Below are 15,322 nucleotides of genomic sequence, written 5' to 3'. Positions count from 1 at the left end.
TGTCATGGTATAAAAAAAGGACCGCCGGTGTTATATTGAGTCTTACACTGCCGGGGCCGGATGTGCTGGCTGTGGCAGAGCAGATGAAGAGAGACAGGGATCTTGAAAGTATACCGGTCATTGTCTCCTCAGAGCCGGACCCGGAAGCAGAGGAGAAAGCCCTGGAGGCTGGAGCAGATGATTTTATCGGCAGTCCATTTGCCGTGAAAAGTTTGCTGAAAAGGCTCCGGAGAACCCGTGAGGCCATTCATCTGCGTGCTCGTGAAGAACTATTTCAGGCAGATCAGGGATTGTACCACGGGAAAGAAGAAGGCAGAGAAAGCTGCAGTTTATGGGGGGGGGAAGAAGGATATGGAGGAACAAAGAAACGCATCTGAAGCTGTACGGGATTTATGCAGATGCTGGTTCGAGCAGCGGGATGCAGAAAAAACAGCCGGATATCTGTCTGAGGATATCAGTTTCATCGGAACCGGAGAAAGAGAATATGCCTTTGGCAGGGAAGAAATGGTTCGGTATCTGCATCAGGATATTGAGGAGATACCCGAGCCGTTCAAAATAAGCATTTCTGTGGTTTGCGAACAGGTGCTCGGCGAAGGTGTCGTCATGATTTCTCAGGAAATGATACTTTCCAACTCCGTTTACGCATGGAGTCTGAGGGGGCTGTTTAATCTGGAGCAGACCAGGGAGAGCTGGCTTGTGCGGAGTATTCATTTTTCGGAGTCGGCGGTGAGTCAGGGGGAAGCAGAGCATTATCCGAAAACACTGGTGGTGTAGAATTTGTCTTCCCAGCGTCAGCAGATCTTGAACGATTCACTTGCAGGAGGGATGATCGGCGGATACCTGGAAACAGGATTTCCATTTTATTTTATAAACCGCAGAATGTTAAGTTATCTTGGATATGACAGAGAAGACGAATTCATTTCTGATATACAGGGCATGCTGCCCAACAGCATACACCCCGGGGACCGGGAGAAAGCCGTTGCCGATGCTAAATTCCAGCTGGATGGCGGAGACGAATATACACTGGAATACCGTATGAGAAAAAAAGACGGTTCCTATATATGGGTGCACGATGTTGCACATAAGGTTGTGACAGAAGATGACCGTGATGCCATTATATCGGTCTGTATTGATGTTACGGCACAGAAAAAGGCCCAGAACGAGATTGTACATATTTACAATAATATCCCCGGTGCCGTGTTTCGCTGCCGGTTTGATGATAAGTTTTCTGTCATAGCGGCGAATGACGGGCTGTTTGATTTCATAGGTTATACCCGCGAAGAATTTGCCGCCATGGGAAATCATATGGCAGCAGTGATTCATCCAGATGATATGGCCGTAATGAAAGAAAAACTGCAGGAACAGCTGAAATACGGCAGCACGATCCACAATGAGAACAGGCTGATCCGTAAAGATGGAGAGATCGTATGGATTTCGATCCAGGCGCAGCTGTTTACGGAAGAAGATGGAGAACATCATTTTTACTGTGTATTCGTTGACATTACGGAAGAAAAGCTTTTGCAGGACAGAGTCAGGGAAGTATATGAGAAGGAACTGGCTTATTTTGCAGATATGTCATTGAATGGAGGCAGCATCCAGGGAAGAATGAATGTAACGCAGAATGTTGTGGAGAACTATGTGGCATCTGAGGAAGCCGGAGTGACGGAGATTGGCAGGAGTTATCAGTATACGATAGAAAAGGTGGCAGAGTCAGCATCAGATCCCGTCTACGGCAATCAAATCAGAGAAGAAATGCGGCGGGAAAAAGTTATAGCAGACTATGCGGCGGGAAAGGTGGATTATAATTTTCATTATCTCAGAAAACGCAGCGACGGCAGTGTGTTCTGGAGCAGTACGAACTTCCGATCTTATCTAAATCCGGAAACAGGAGATATCATCATTTTCTTCTACACTTCAGATGAGACGGAGCAGAAAATGCAGGAGTAACTGCTCAGTAAGATTACAGATCTGGACTATGATATGATCGCCGACATTGATATTGTAAAGGACAATTACCGCCTGCTTTCCTTTGATCTGAAGGCAAATAATACGATACCAATGCAGGGAAAATTTCAGCAGGAGATCCGCGGTCTTGCAAACCGTTTTATGGATGAGGAAGCCCGGAGGATTTATCTGGGTAATCTTGACTACAACTACATGATTCGCAAACTGTTAGAAGATGAATCTTATTCTTTTATGATGGAAATGAGGGATCAGCAGGGGAATCTTCAGGTGAAGCGGTGTGAAGTTTTCTACATTGACAGGGATCTCGGACGTGTCTGCCTTGCCAGGGTCGATGTGACAGAGATTGTGAGACAGGAACAGCGGCAGAAACAGGAACTGGCCGCTGCGCTGGCCGGTGCCGAGCAGGCCAATGCGGCTAAATCTGATTTTCTGTCCCGCATGAGCCATGAAATCCGAACGCCGATGAATGCAATCATTGGAATGTGCACCATAGCGGCTCAGTCTATCGGCAATGAAACTAAAGTGGAGGACTGTATTTCAAAGATTGGAATTTCATCCAGGTACCTTCTGTCTTTAATCAATGACATCTTAGACATGAGCCGGATCGAGAGCGGAAAGATGCTGCTGAAAAATGAAAAGATTCCGATGGAGGAGTTTATAAACGGCATCAATTCCATCTGTTATGCCCAGGCAGATGCAAAAGGCGTTGATTATGACTGCGTCGTAGATCCGATGATCGATGATTACTATATTGGAGACGCAATGAAGCTCCAGCAGGTTTTGATCAATATTATCGGGAATGCGGTCAAGTTTACCGAGGAGGGCGGAAAAATCACGTTTTCTACGCTGCGCCTCAAAAAAACGAAAAATGATGTGACTCTGCGTTTCATAATAAATGACACCGGAGTGGGAATGGATGAAGAGTTTCTTCCCCACATTTTTGAAACATTTTCACAGGAGAGTACCGGGATTACTTCTGTCTATGGCGGCACGGGGCTTGGACTCGCCATTTCTAAAAGCATCGTGGATATGATGGACGGAAGGATTAACGTGCGCTCCATAAAAGGGGTGGGATCAGAATTTACCGTGGATGTGAAGCTTGGAATCACAGAAGAAGAAAAACTGCGTCATCATCAGAAACAGCATAGCTATAATTTTGATCACCTCAGTACGCTTGTGGTGGACGATGATGTGACTGTATGCGAGAGTGCGGTAGTGACTTTAAAAGAAATGGGGATCAAGGCAGAGTGGGTAGACAGCGGATACAAAGCGGTGGAACGGGTACGGCACCTGTGGGATATCGGTAATTATTTTGACATGATTCTCATTGACTGGAAGATGCCGGAGATGGACGGTATTGAAACCGCCCGCCGTCTGCGCAGGATTGTAGGCCCTGAAGTAACGATCATCATCATGACAGCATATGACTGGATTTCCATCGAACAGGAAGCTAAGACCGCAGGGGTCAATCTTCTTATGAGCAAGCCGATGTTTAAATCTTCTCTGATTTCAGCTTTTACAAAAGTGCTCGGGCAAAAAGAGGAAGAAAAAATTCCGGAAGAAAAAATAGATTTTGAGTTTAACGGCAGGAGGATTCTTCTGGTTGAGGACAACGCACTGAATACGGAAATTGCAAAGATGCTGCTGGAAGTAAAGGGATTTGCCGTTGAAACGGCAGAAAATGGTCTTCGTGCCATGGAAATGTTCAGTAAATCCGAGCAGGGGCATTACGATGCGATCCTCATGGATATCCGGATGCCGATCATGGATGGTCTTGCTGCTGCTGCCAATATCCGGAATTTGAGCAACGAAGATGCTCAGGATATTCCGATCATAGCCATGACAGCCAATGCATTCGACGATGATGTGGAGAAAAGTAAGGCGGCTGGGATGAATGCTCATCTGGCGAAGCCAATCGAGCCGGACAGATTATACAGGACATTATATGATTTTATATACGGCGGTGAAGAATAGGCATATTCAAATTTGATAGTACAGAACAAACATTCGAATTTGTTCTGTACTTTTTTCGTGGGGTCTGATATAATCAAGTCTGATACACAGAGTATGACATTTTCCACATGATTTCCGTTCGGCTCTTAGAATGCCTCACTCCAATCGTGTAGAAAATGGACATATTATCTGCTGGAGCAGGCTGCTTAGAAGTCAAAGGTGCCACTTTTCGAAAGTTATTTACCGCTATTGGAGGAGCGCATTTCTAAGCGCGCCTACCCTAAGGGTATAAAGTGCAGTGTGCCCTGTGGGTATGATATTTCAGTGAATGGGAATCATAATTATGGGAATTTCTATCCCTTTTTTCAATATACGGAGGTGTATATTTATGGATCATTTTGAATTGGTATCTGAATTTGAGCCTACCGGGGATCAGCCGGAAGCGATCAGACAGCTGGTTTCCGGATTTAAGCAGGGGAATCAGTTTGAAACGCTGTTAGGGGTTACAGGTTCAGGAAAAACGTTTACAATGGCAAATGTCATTCAGGAATTAAATAAACCTACACTGATCATTGCCCATAACAAGACTCTGGCAGCACAGCTCTACAGTGAATTTAAAGCATTTTTTCCACATAATGCGGTGGAATATTTTGTGAGTTACTATGATTATTATCAGCCGGAGGCCTATGTGCCTTCCACAGATACCTATATTGAAAAAGACTCTTCCGTCAACGATGAGATTGATAAACTGAGACACAGCGCCACAGCCGCTCTCATAGAGAGGAAGGATGTGATCGTAGTATCCAGTGTTTCCTGTATCTACGGGATAGGAAGCAAGGAAAATTACTCTGAGATGATGATTTCCTTAAGACCCGGTATGGAGAAGGACAGGGATCAGGTGATCGATGAACTGATCAATATTCAGTACGTCCGAAACGAACTGGATTTTAAAAGGGGAACCTTCCGGGTGAAAGGTGATGTTCTGGAGATTCTTCCGGTCTCTACATTTGAGGAGGCTGTCCGGGTAGAGTTTTTTGGAGACGAGATCGACAGGATCGTGGAATTTGATGTTCTCACGGGAGAGGTCAAGAGAAGCATTAACTTTCTCGCCATATTTCCTGCATCCCACTACGTAGTGCCTCAGGAACAGATTGAGCAGGCCATCGTCAATATCAAACAGGAGCTGGCCGAGAGGGTGAAATATTTTCAGGAAAATGACCAGCTGATCGAGGCACAGAGGATTGCGGAACGAACGAATTTTGATATAGAGATGCTGAGGGAGACCGGGTTCTGTTCCGGCATCGAGAATTATTCCAGGCATCTGACCGGGGGTAAACCAGGGGAACCGCCAAGCACGCTGATCGATTTCTTTGGGGATGATTTTCTCGTGATCGTGGACGAGTCCCATATCACAGTGCCGCAGATCGGCGGAATGTATTCCGGAGATCAGTCCAGAAAGTCTACCCTGGTGGATTTCGGATTCCGTCTGCCGTCCGCGAAGGATAACCGACCGCTGGAATTCAGCGAATTTGAGAGCAAGATCGATCAGATGATGTTTGTTTCCGCAACGCCGAGCAAGTATGAAGCAGAGCATGAACTTCTCAGGGCAGAACAGATCATCCGCCCGACCGGACTTTTAGATCCGCCGATCGATGTGCGTCCGGTAAAAGGACAGATTGACGACCTTTTATCTGAAGTGCATAAAGAGACGGAACAGGGACATAAAGTTCTGGTTACCACTCTCACAAAGCGGATGGCGGAGGAGCTGACCGATTACATGAGGGAGGTTGGAATCCGTGTTAAATATCTGCATTCTGATATTGATACTCTTGAGCGTACAGAGATCGTCAGGGATTTGAGGATGGACGTGTTTGATGTGCTTGTCGGCATCAATCTGCTGAGAGAGGGACTGGATATTCCGGAGATCACACTCGTCGCGATCTTGGATGCAGATAAAGAAGGCTTTTTAAGATCAGAGACTTCTCTGGTGCAGACAGTGGGCCGTGCGGCGCGAAACAGTGAAGGACATGTTATCATGTACGCCGACAATATGACGGATTCCATGGAAGCCGCCATCAGTGAGACAAACCGCAGACGGGCGATCCAGGATCAGTACAATAAAGAGCACGGTATTACACCGCAGACGATTCAGAAGGATATACGTGATCTGATCAAGATTTCCGATGAGGAAGAAGCAGAGCAGTCCAATGAAAAAGATATCGAGTCTATGAACAAGAAAGAACTGAAGGAAAATATTGAACGGCTCACCAAGAAGATGAACAGGGCGGCGGCAGAGCTGAACTTTGAGGAGGCCGCAGCGCTGCGGGATGAGCTGAAAGAATATAAAATTGCTTACAGAGATTATGATAAGTAAGGAGATACTATGAAGAAGGATGTTATCCGGATCAGAGGAGCGAAAGAACATAATTTAAAAAATGTGGATTTACAAATACCCAGGAACGAGTTCGTTGTTCTCACAGGACTGAGCGGTTCCGGGAAATCCTCCCTGGCATTCGATACAATTTATGCGGAAGGGCAGAGGAGATATATGGAGTCTCTGTCCTCCTATGCAAGACAGTTTCTCGGACAGATGGAAAAGCCGGATGTAGACAGTATTGAAGGTCTGTCGCCCGCTATTTCCATCGACCAGAAATCTACCAACCGAAATCCCAGGTCCACAGTGGGCACAGTGACGGAAATTTATGATTATTTCCGTCTGCTGTACGCCAGGATCGGGATTCCGCACTGCCCTAAGTGTGGGAAACCGATCAGCAGACAGACCGTAGACCAGATGGCAGACCGGATCATGGAACTTAAAGAGGGAACAAAGTTTCAGCTTCTGGCGCCGATCGTCCGCGGAAGGAAGGGAAGGCACGAAAAGATTTTCTCAAATGCCAAGAGAAGCGGGTATGTCCGTGTCAGGGTTGACGGAAACATTTATGATCTGGAGGAAGAGATCACACTGGACAAAAATAAAAAGCACAGCATTGAGATCGTTGTGGACCGGCTGGCAGTGCGCCCGGGGATTGAAAAGAGACTGACGGATTCTATTGAGACAACGCTGGACCTGGCGGACGGATTAATGACTGTGGATATTATTGGAGGAGAACCGATGAATTTCAGCCAGAGTTTTTCCTGTCCTGACTGTGATATCAGCATTGACGAGATTGAGCCGAGAAGCTTTTCTTTTAACAATCCGTTCGGAGCCTGCCCGGTATGTCACGGTCTCGGATATAAGATGGAATTTGATGTGGATCTTATGATTCCTGACCCAAAACTGAGCATTGCGGAAGGTGCGATTCAGGTGATGGGCTGGCAGTCCTGTACAGACAAGAAAAGTTATACCCGGGCGATCCTCGATGCTCTTGCAAAAGAATATAAATTTGACCTAAACACACCTTTTAAAGACTATCCGAAAAAGATCAGAGACGTGATTCTTTACGGAACAAATGGAAAAGAAGTGAAGGTTCATTATACAGGCCAGAGGGGACAGGGTGTTTATGATGTATCCTTTGAAGGTCTGATCAGGAATGTAGGCCGAAGATACCGGGAATCCTCTGAATCTATGAAGGCAGAGTACGAAAATTACATGACGGTCACCCCATGTGAGGAGTGTCACGGACAGAGACTGAAGGCAGAGTCACTGGCTGTGACTGTGGCAGGAAAAAATATTGCGGAAATGTGTGACATGTCTGTGGGAGAAATTTCTGTCTTTTTGGACGAGATGGAACTGACAGACCGGCAGCAGTTTATTGGAAGCCAGATTTTAAAGGAAATTAAGGCCAGAGTAGGGTTCCTCAACAATGTGGGGCTTGAATACCTGACACTTTCCAGGGCAACCGGAACACTTTCCGGGGGAGAAGCCCAGAGAATACGCCTTGCAACCCAGATCGGATCGGGTCTTGTGGGTGTGGCATATATTTTGGACGAACCAAGCATCGGTCTGCATCAGAGAGACAATGACAAACTCATCAATACCCTGAAAAATTTAAAAGATCTGGGAAATACCCTGCTGGTCGTGGAACACGATGAGGATACGATGCTGGCAGCGGATCATATTGTGGACGTTGGACCCGGAGCCGGAGAGTACGGCGGTGAGATTGTAGCCCAGGGAACCGCCCAGCAGATCATGAAGAATAAAAAATCCATCACCGGTGCATATCTTAGCGGAAGGATTAAAATACCGGTTCCGGAGGAGCGCAGAGAGCCTTCCGGCTGGATGAAGGTAATTGGTGCCAGAGAGAATAACCTCAAAAATATCGATGTGGATATCCCTCTGGGAATCTTTACCTGTGTGACCGGTGTATCCGGTTCCGGGAAGAGTTCTCTGATTAATCAGATTGTTTATAAGAGACTGGCGAAAGAGCTGAACCGTGCAAAAATCAAGGCGGGAAAACACACAGACATCGAAGGCTTTGACCAGCTGGATAAGATCATCGATATTGACCAGTCTCCGATCGGACGGACACCGAGATCAAATCCTGCGACTTACACGGGTGTATTTGATCAGATCAGAGATTTGTTTGCCATGACAAAGGACGCAAGAAGCCGCGGATACAATAAAGGTAGGTTCAGCTTTAATAAAAAGGGCGGAAGATGTGAGGCATGCGCCGGGGACGGGATCATTAAGATCGAGATGCATTTCCTTCCGGATGTGTATGTTCCCTGTGAAGTGTGTCAGGGAAAGAGGTACAACAGAGAAACACTGGAAGTTCTCTACAAAGGAAAGAGCATTTATGATGTCCTGAATATGACGGTTGAGGAAGCCTGTGAATTCTTTTCAAATATTCCGAGCATCAGCCGGAAGATGGAGACGCTGAGAGATGTGGGTCTTTCCTATATCCGTCTGGGGCAGCCTTCCACCCAGCTTTCCGGGGGAGAAGCCCAGAGAATCAAACTGGCTACGGAACTGAGCAAACGGAGTACAGGAAAGACAATCTATATTCTGGATGAACCTACTACAGGACTTCATTTTGCAGATGTCCATAAGCTGGTGGATATTTTGAGCAAGCTGACGGAAGGCGGCAATACCGTCATTGTCATCGAGCACAATCTGGAAGTCATAAAGACTGCGGATTATATTATCGACATAGGGCCGGAAGGCGGAAATAAGGGAGGAACTGTTGTAGCCCAGGGTACTCCTGAGGAGATATGTAAAGCAGAACAGTCTTATACCGGAAAATACCTGAAAAAATATCTGGATAAATAATAAACTGCCGGACATGCGGTGAGCATGCCGGCAGTTTTTGTACGTCGGTTTCGATGCAGCTAATCTTCCATTTGCTTACCGAGGAAAGATGCACCTATTTTTGCGATGGTCAGGTCCTGTTCATTCATTTTGTTTTCATTGGAAAGAATACAGACCAGTCCGATAGCATCTCCTTCGGCAATAATCGTAGCCACAGCCTGATTTGTAAATTCATCAGGAAAATCGGAGATGATCGGAACAAAATTCTGATCTCCCTTGGCTGCGCTGAACTGTCCGCGGTCAATGATGATCTGTTCTGCCTGCTCATGCAGGAGTTTTCCGGACAGTTTTTTTCCGTTCGGACCTGCGGCGGCGATGACGGAATCCTGATCACAGATACAGATTGTATGAGGAAGGGTTGCAGCTATGGACTCAGCGTACTGTTTTGCTATCTGCCCCATTTCCCCGATCGGAGAATATTTTTTTAGAATAATGCTTCCGTCGTGTTCCGTAAATATCTCCAAAGGATCACTTTCTCTGATATGCATTGTCTTGCGGATTTCTTTCGGAATTACGATCCTTCCCAAGTCATCAATACGTCGTACTATTCCTGTTGCTCTCATGTGTTTACGTCTCCTCTCACAAACATATATTTTCCCATGTGGATATTGTTTGCATCGGGAGAAAAAATATACCAAAACTCTTTTTACTATGATATAATTAAAAACTAGAGCGAGATGAAAAGCATAAATTCAATGATAAAAGATAAAGGAGTAAGAGATGAATTTTAAAATTAGATTAACTGCAAAAGATCTGTATCAGTTCTCTATGACCCATGCATATAATGGACAGTCAGGGATTTTTACAGTTATCTGCGTTTTAGTCGGGATTATGATGGTATTCCGCGGCACAGCAGCCGGAGGCGGAATGTATTATGCAATGCTTGGAGTATTAATGATCGCACTTTTCACGATCGTCACACCGCTTATTTTGTATATGAAGGCAAAGAAACAGGCAGCAGGGAATCCAATGTATCAAAACGAAACGGAATATGATCTTCAGGAAGACGGAATTCATGTGGTAATGGGAGATCAAACGGGCATCATTCCCTGGAATCAGATCTTCAAGATCAGACACAGCAGAGGAATGTATATTTTATATACAGGAAAACAAAGTGCATTTATCTATCCTGATGCAGCACTCGGAGAACAGAAAGATGAGATCATGAATTATATTTATCAGCATGTACCGGCCAGTACAAAGCTTCCAAAGTATGCAAAGAGGTCTTAGTATGACAGAAAGCTTCAGTTATGAGGATACATTTCGTACAGGCTTCCTGCTGGGAGAAAAGGCCGGACCTGGAGATGTGTACTGTCTCTGCGGAGATTTAGGAGTCGGCAAGACAGTCTTTACCCAGGGATTTGCAAAGGGTCTTGGAGTAGAGGAACCTGTGCAGAGTCCTACTTTTACGATCGTGCAGGAGTATGAAGAAGGACGTCTGCCTTTTTACCATTTCGATGTCTACCGCATTGGGGATGTGGAGGAGATGGACGAAATTGGATATGAAGATTACATTTACGGGCAGGGAGTTTCTCTGATTGAGTGGGCCAACTTGATTGAGGAGATCCTGCCTGAACATTATACGAAGATTACGATTTCCAAAAACCTGGAACGGGGATTTGATTACCGGGAAATTAAGATTGAGGAGATATAGATGAAGATTTTAGCGTTGGATAGTTCAGGGCTTGTGGCATCGGCTGCTTATCTTGTGGACGGTGTAATGGTTGCAGAGTATACGGTCAATGATAAACTTACCCATTCACAGACGCTGCTTCCCATGCTGGATGTGATGAGAAAACAGGTGGGATTTGAGCTGACGGAACTGGATGCTGTTGCAGCAGCCATGGGGCCGGGCTCTTTTACCGGGCTTCGGATCGGGGCAGCCACAGTAAAAGGGCTCGGCCTGGCTCTGGACAAGCCGGTTATTCCGGTCCCGTCCGTGGACGGCCTGGCTTTTCAGCTGTACGGAGCGCAGGGAATCATCTGTCCCATCATGGATGCAAGAAGGAATCAGGTTTATACCGGATTTTACCGTTTTGAGCGCGGACAGTTTAAAGTAATAAAAGAACAATGTGCCCAGAGCATGCAGGATACGCTGGATCAGCTGGATCAGCTGGCGGATTTTGAGGATACGGTAATTTTCCTGGGGGATGGGGTGCCTGTCCATAGGGAAACGATCTCAGAACAGTTGGGTGAAAAGGCTTTTTTTGCTCCTGAATTTGCGGGGCGGCAGAGAGCCGGTGCAGTGGGGGCACTGGCCGGTATCTATTACCAACAGGGAAAGTTTGTCACGGCAGATGATTTTGAGCCTGAATATTTACGAAAGTCCCAGGCTGAAAGGGAAAGAGAAGAACGGCTGAAACATGAAGAAACCAATATTTGAGGTAAGAGAAAAGGATCTTGCGATGATTGCAGAGCTGGAAAAGCAGTGTTTTTCAGATCCGTGGTCTCTCCGCACGATCGAGGACGCCTTCAGACAAAAGGATTATTTTATATATGTATGGCGTGACATGAAACGCGTCAGCGGTTATGTCATAGGCCGCCTGGCGGCAGATGAGGGAGAACTGCTCAGAGTTGGTGTTCTGCCTTTTATACGGAATTTCGGCATTGGAGCACGGCTGGTCCGCGTTCTGCAGGAGGAGCTTGCAAAAAGATTTGTCTCCGCTGTATATCTGGAAGTGAGAGAATCCAACAAGCCGGCGATCCGCATGTATAAAAAGCAGGGATTTATCGTTCAGGGCCGGCGACCCAAATATTACCGGAATCCGATGGAAGACGCTGTTTTAATGCGCTGGGACGTTCCGGCCCAGTCATTACCAGTAGTATCGGAAGAAAAACCTTCTTATAATGAGACCCATAAGGAGGAGAATGAGATGAAGTGCAACTTATGTGGTCGAACAATCAAAGAGAAGGAAGATTTTTTTAAAGGTGAGAAGGAGTGGGGATATTTTTCAGGCAAAGATCTGGAATGCCATGAATTTTATCTTTGCGAACATTGTTATGATGAACTGGTAAAAAAATTTAAAATACCGGTTTCTGTGAAAGAAAAGAAAGAAGTCTTGACTTAGAAAAAGGATGTAAAATGTTAGATGTATGTTTATTAGGTACCGGGGGCATGATGCCTCTTCCATATCGGAAACTGACGGCGTGCATGACCAGGTTCAATGGCCATGACGTGCTGATTGACTGCGGCGAAGGAACACAGGTGGCGATCAAAGAACGGGGGTGGAGTGTGAAGCCTCTGGATGCCATCTGTTTTACGCATTTTCACGCAGACCATATCAGCGGACTTCCGGGTCTTTTGCTGACACTTGGAAATGCCGAGCGGACGGAACCGTTATTGATCATTGGGCCGAAAGGTGTGGAGCGGGTCGTACAGTCCTTAAGGGTCATTGCTCCGGATCTCCCGTTTGAGATCGAATTTTTGGAATTATCCGGCAAACAACAGGTGATTCCTATGGACGGATATCAGATCGAGGCGTTCCGGGTACAGCATAACATTATGTGCTATGGATATAATATGATCATACCGAGAGCCGGAAAATTCGATCCGGAAAAGGCAAGGCAGAACGACATCCCGATGAAGTACTGGAGCCGTCTTCAGAAAGGCGAGACGATAGAAGCCGACGGACGTATCTTAACCAGTGATATGATCCTCGGTGAATCAAGAAAAGGGATTAAACTGACTTATTGTACGGACACAAGACCTGTCCCTTTCATAGCAGAAAATGCCCGTGGTGCAGATCTGTTCATCTGTGAGGGCATGTATGGGGAAGAAGGCAAAGAGAAAAAGGCAAAAGAGTATAAACATATGACATTTTATGAAGCTGCAAGGCTTGCGAAACAGGCAGATGTGGGTCAGCTCTGGCTGACCCATTACAGCCCGTCTTTGGTAAGACCAGAGGAATTTATGGGAAAGGTCAGAGAAATCTTTCCGAGATCCAAGGCCGGAAAGGACGGAAAAACGGTTACTTTGGATTTTTGTGAGGAATAGGGAGCGGACAATGGATAAAAATATTAAAATACTGGCAATTGAATCTTCCTGCGATGAGACTGCCGCCGCAGTAGTGGAAAATGGGAGAAGTGTCAAATCCAATATTATTTCATCACAGATAGAACTACATAAGCTGTACGGCGGAGTCGTACCGGAGATCGCATCGAGAAAACATATCGAAAAGATCAACTATGTGATCAGAGAGGCGCTGAATGAGGCGGGTGAGACTTTGGATTCTATTGATGCGGTAGCAGTTACCTATGGACCAGGACTCGTTGGAGCTTTGCTCGTGGGTGTAGCGGAGGCAAAGGCAATCGCTTTTGCTAAAAACAAGCCCCTGGTAGGGGTGCATCATATTGAAGGGCATATTTGTGCCAATTATATAGAACACCACGAGCTGGAACCTCCGTTTTTATGTCTTGTTGTATCCGGCGGACATACACATCTGGTGGATGTAAAAGATTACGGTGTCTATGAAATCATCGGGCGTACTAGGGACGATGCTGCGGGAGAGGCCTTTGACAAGGTGGCCAGGTCCATCGGTCTCGGCTATCCTGGAGGTCCAAAGATCGAAGCTCTGGCAAGAGAAGGCAATAAAGAAGCGATTAAGTTTCCAAGGGCAAAAGTGGACGATGCGCCGAATGATTTCAGTTTCAGCGGACTGAAGTCCTCTGTTCTGAATTATCTGAATAAGTGTGAGATGAAGGGGGAAGAAGTAAACCGGGCAGATGTGGCGGCTTCTTTTCAGGAAGCTGTTGTGGATGTGCTCAGTACTCACGGCGTTGAAGCGGCAAAGAATCTCGGCTACCGGAAACTTGCGATTGCCGGGGGAGTGGCTTCCAACGGAGCTTTCAGGGAGAAAATTCAGACCAGATGCCGGGAAGCAGGAATTGCATTTTATCATCCATCACCCATATTATGTACAGATAACGCGGCAATGATCGGAGCCGCAGGGTATTATGAATATATGAACGGAGCCAGAAGCGGCTGGGATCTGAATGCGGTTCCGGGGTTGAAGATCGGCCAGAGATAAACAATTAGGAGATGCCATGAAGGAGAAAATCGTAGCCATAGTACTTGGCGCGGGAGAAGGGAAACGCATGGGGAGCGGGATTCCCAAACAGTATATGATCATTAAGTCGAGACCTCTGATCTACTACGCCCTAAAAGCTTTTGAACACAGTCCGGTGGATGAAGTCATCTTAGTAACCGGAGAGGATGAGATTGACTATTGTAAGAAATATATTGTAGACAAGTATCAGTTTGAAAAGGTGAGCAGAATCGTAGCCGGAGGCCGGGAACGGTACGAGTCTGTCTATCTCGGGCTGAGAAGCATTGGAGAGGCAGACTATGTCTTGATTCACGACGGAGCGAGGCCGATGCTGAATGCCGATATCATACGGAAATGTATTATCAATGTGCGCAGGCATAAAGCTTGTGTGGTCGGTATGCCTTCAAAAGATACAATCAAGGTCGTAGACAATGACACTTATGCTGTTTCGACACCTCCAAGAAGAAAGCTCTGGCAGGTCCAGACTCCTCAGTGTTTTGATTTTAATCTGATCTATGATGCCTATCAGAAGTTGATGGACAGTGGAGATACTACGGCAACCGATGACGGTATGGTACTTGAAAATTATGGAGATCAGAGAGTTAAAGTGAAGCTTATTGAAGGAAGTTATGACAATATTAAGGTGACAACTCCCGAGGATGTGAGAATCGCAGGAAGCCTTGTGAAGGCCAGAAAACTGTTCCGGTTCCTGCACAATGTCCATGATAAGATTATTTATCTGCAGATGAAGATACTGCAGAAGCGGTTTTTTACAAAAAAGAAAAAATAGTTTACAGATTTTATTCTAAGTATTTTAAAAATAATCAGATACATTTCATGTGCAGTGACAGACGAAAATCTGCCTGATTGCGGCATGAGTCCGTCAGATACCAAAAAAATAAACTTTTTTCAAAAAACTTGTTGACAAGTGTAGGAGCGTTTGGTATTATATACAAGCGTCACCGAGAGAGGCGCTCAAAAAACAAACAAAACAAGTACCTGGAGAGGTATCGAAGTGGTCATAACGAGGCGGTCTTGAAAACCGTTTGTCCGCAAGGGCGCGTGGGTTCGAATCCCACCCTCTCCGTTACTTTGAAGATCAGCATTAGCT

General features: G+C 46.0%; 11 protein-coding genes, 1 tRNA gene and 1 pseudogene. 12 read left to right on the top strand and 1 reads right to left on the bottom strand.

The window, feature by feature from the left end; translation table 11 throughout:
* The 4 genes and pseudogenes from QVP35_RS07745 to uvrA all read left to right on the top strand — a co-directional run.
* A partial coding sequence (locus QVP35_RS07745; RefSeq protein WP_442852522.1) for a response regulator occupies positions 1-377 on the top strand: 377 nt, incomplete at its 5' end.
* Positions 352-3,939 (top strand): annotated as a pseudogene (locus QVP35_RS16595) (response regulator). The gene QVP35_RS07745 and the pseudogene QVP35_RS16595, both read left to right, overlap by 26 nt.
* 367 nt (positions 3,940-4,306) lie before the next feature.
* On the top strand, positions 4,307-6,292 hold the full coding sequence (uvrB, locus tag QVP35_RS07735) for an excinuclease ABC subunit UvrB (protein WP_009289898.1): 1,986 nt from the start codon (positions 4,307-4,309) through the stop codon (positions 6,290-6,292).
* A gap of 9 nt (positions 6,293-6,301) precedes the next feature.
* The gene (gene uvrA / locus QVP35_RS07730) at positions 6,302-9,127 is read left to right on the top strand and encodes an excinuclease ABC subunit UvrA (protein ID WP_006568579.1); all 2,826 of its coding nucleotides are present in this window, start codon (positions 6,302-6,304) and stop codon (positions 9,125-9,127) included.
* A 59-nt stretch (positions 9,128-9,186) separates the two neighbouring features.
* On the opposite strand, the gene QVP35_RS07725 is transcribed toward uvrA, so the two are convergent.
* The gene (locus tag QVP35_RS07725; RefSeq protein ID WP_006568580.1) at positions 9,187-9,729 is read right to left on the bottom strand and encodes a stage V sporulation T C-terminal domain-containing protein; all 543 of its coding nucleotides are present in this window, start codon (positions 9,727-9,729) and stop codon (positions 9,187-9,189) included.
* 157 nt (positions 9,730-9,886) lie between these two features.
* Between QVP35_RS07725 and QVP35_RS07720 the strand changes: the two genes are divergently transcribed.
* The 8 genes from QVP35_RS07720 to QVP35_RS07685 all read left to right on the top strand — a co-directional run bounded on the left by QVP35_RS07720 (position 9,887) and on the right by QVP35_RS07685 (position 15,298).
* Positions 9,887-10,396, top strand: a complete 510-nt coding sequence (locus QVP35_RS07720; RefSeq protein ID WP_006568581.1) for a YcxB family protein — start codon at positions 9,887-9,889, stop codon at positions 10,394-10,396.
* Position 10,397: 1 nt separating this feature from the next.
* The gene (gene tsaE / locus QVP35_RS07715) at positions 10,398-10,820 is read left to right on the top strand and encodes a tRNA (adenosine(37)-N6)-threonylcarbamoyltransferase complex ATPase subunit type 1 TsaE (protein ID WP_009289895.1); all 423 of its coding nucleotides are present in this window, start codon (positions 10,398-10,400) and stop codon (positions 10,818-10,820) included.
* A complete protein-coding gene (gene tsaB, locus QVP35_RS07710) occupies positions 10,821-11,549 on the top strand; it encodes a tRNA (adenosine(37)-N6)-threonylcarbamoyltransferase complex dimerization subunit type 1 TsaB (RefSeq protein WP_006568583.1) in 729 nt (242 codons plus the stop codon).
* Positions 11,530-12,234: a ribosomal protein S18-alanine N-acetyltransferase gene (rimI, locus tag QVP35_RS07705; protein WP_022260983.1), complete on the top strand. Its 705-nt coding sequence runs from the start codon at positions 11,530-11,532 to the stop codon at positions 12,232-12,234. The genes tsaB and rimI overlap by 20 nt, the downstream gene beginning before the upstream one ends.
* A gap of 14 nt (positions 12,235-12,248) precedes the next feature.
* Complete coding sequence (locus QVP35_RS07700; RefSeq protein WP_009289893.1) at positions 12,249-13,160, top strand: ribonuclease Z; 912 nt, start codon at positions 12,249-12,251, stop codon at positions 13,158-13,160.
* A 10-nt stretch (positions 13,161-13,170) separates the two neighbouring features.
* Positions 13,171-14,193, top strand: a complete 1,023-nt coding sequence (tsaD, locus tag QVP35_RS07695) for a tRNA (adenosine(37)-N6)-threonylcarbamoyltransferase complex transferase subunit TsaD (protein WP_006565408.1) — start codon at positions 13,171-13,173, stop codon at positions 14,191-14,193.
* Positions 14,194-14,209: 16 nt separating this feature from the next.
* Positions 14,210-15,001: a 2-C-methyl-D-erythritol 4-phosphate cytidylyltransferase gene (ispD, locus tag QVP35_RS07690; protein WP_009289892.1), complete on the top strand. Its 792-nt coding sequence runs from the start codon at positions 14,210-14,212 to the stop codon at positions 14,999-15,001.
* 211 nt (positions 15,002-15,212) lie between these two features.
* Positions 15,213-15,298: transfer RNA gene (locus tag QVP35_RS07685), tRNA-Ser, on the top strand.
* Positions 15,299-15,322 lie beyond the last annotated feature (24 nt).

Source organism: Anaerostipes sp. CAG:276 (assembly GCF_000432215.1).
Taxonomy (GTDB): Bacteria; Bacillota; Clostridia; order Lachnospirales; family Lachnospiraceae; genus Anaerostipes; species Anaerostipes caccae.
The sequence above is the reverse complement of the archived record's forward strand: the minus strand, read 5'-3'. Positions and strand labels throughout refer to the sequence as shown.

Excerpts from the sequence above, each read along its gene's own strand:
- rimI (WP_022260983.1), top strand. The coding sequence starts at position 11,530 with ATGAAGAAACCAATATTTGAGGTAAGAGAAAAGGATCTTGCGATGATT.
- QVP35_RS07700 (WP_009289893.1), top strand. The coding sequence starts at position 12,249 with ATGTTAGATGTATGTTTATTAGGTACCGGGGGCATGATGCCTCTTCCA.
- QVP35_RS07725 (WP_006568580.1), bottom strand. The coding sequence starts at position 9,729 with ATGAGAGCAACAGGAATAGTACGACGTATTGATGACTTGGGAAGGATC.
- ispD (WP_009289892.1), top strand. The coding sequence starts at position 14,210 with ATGAAGGAGAAAATCGTAGCCATAGTACTTGGCGCGGGAGAAGGGAAA.
- uvrA (WP_006568579.1), top strand. The coding sequence starts at position 6,302 with ATGAAGAAGGATGTTATCCGGATCAGAGGAGCGAAAGAACATAATTTA.
- tsaD (WP_006565408.1), top strand. The coding sequence starts at position 13,171 with ATGGATAAAAATATTAAAATACTGGCAATTGAATCTTCCTGCGATGAG.
- tsaB (WP_006568583.1), top strand. The coding sequence starts at position 10,821 with ATGAAGATTTTAGCGTTGGATAGTTCAGGGCTTGTGGCATCGGCTGCT.
- uvrB (WP_009289898.1), top strand. The coding sequence starts at position 4,307 with ATGGATCATTTTGAATTGGTATCTGAATTTGAGCCTACCGGGGATCAG.
- QVP35_RS07720 (WP_006568581.1), top strand. The coding sequence starts at position 9,887 with ATGAATTTTAAAATTAGATTAACTGCAAAAGATCTGTATCAGTTCTCT.
- tsaE (WP_009289895.1), top strand. The coding sequence starts at position 10,398 with ATGACAGAAAGCTTCAGTTATGAGGATACATTTCGTACAGGCTTCCTG.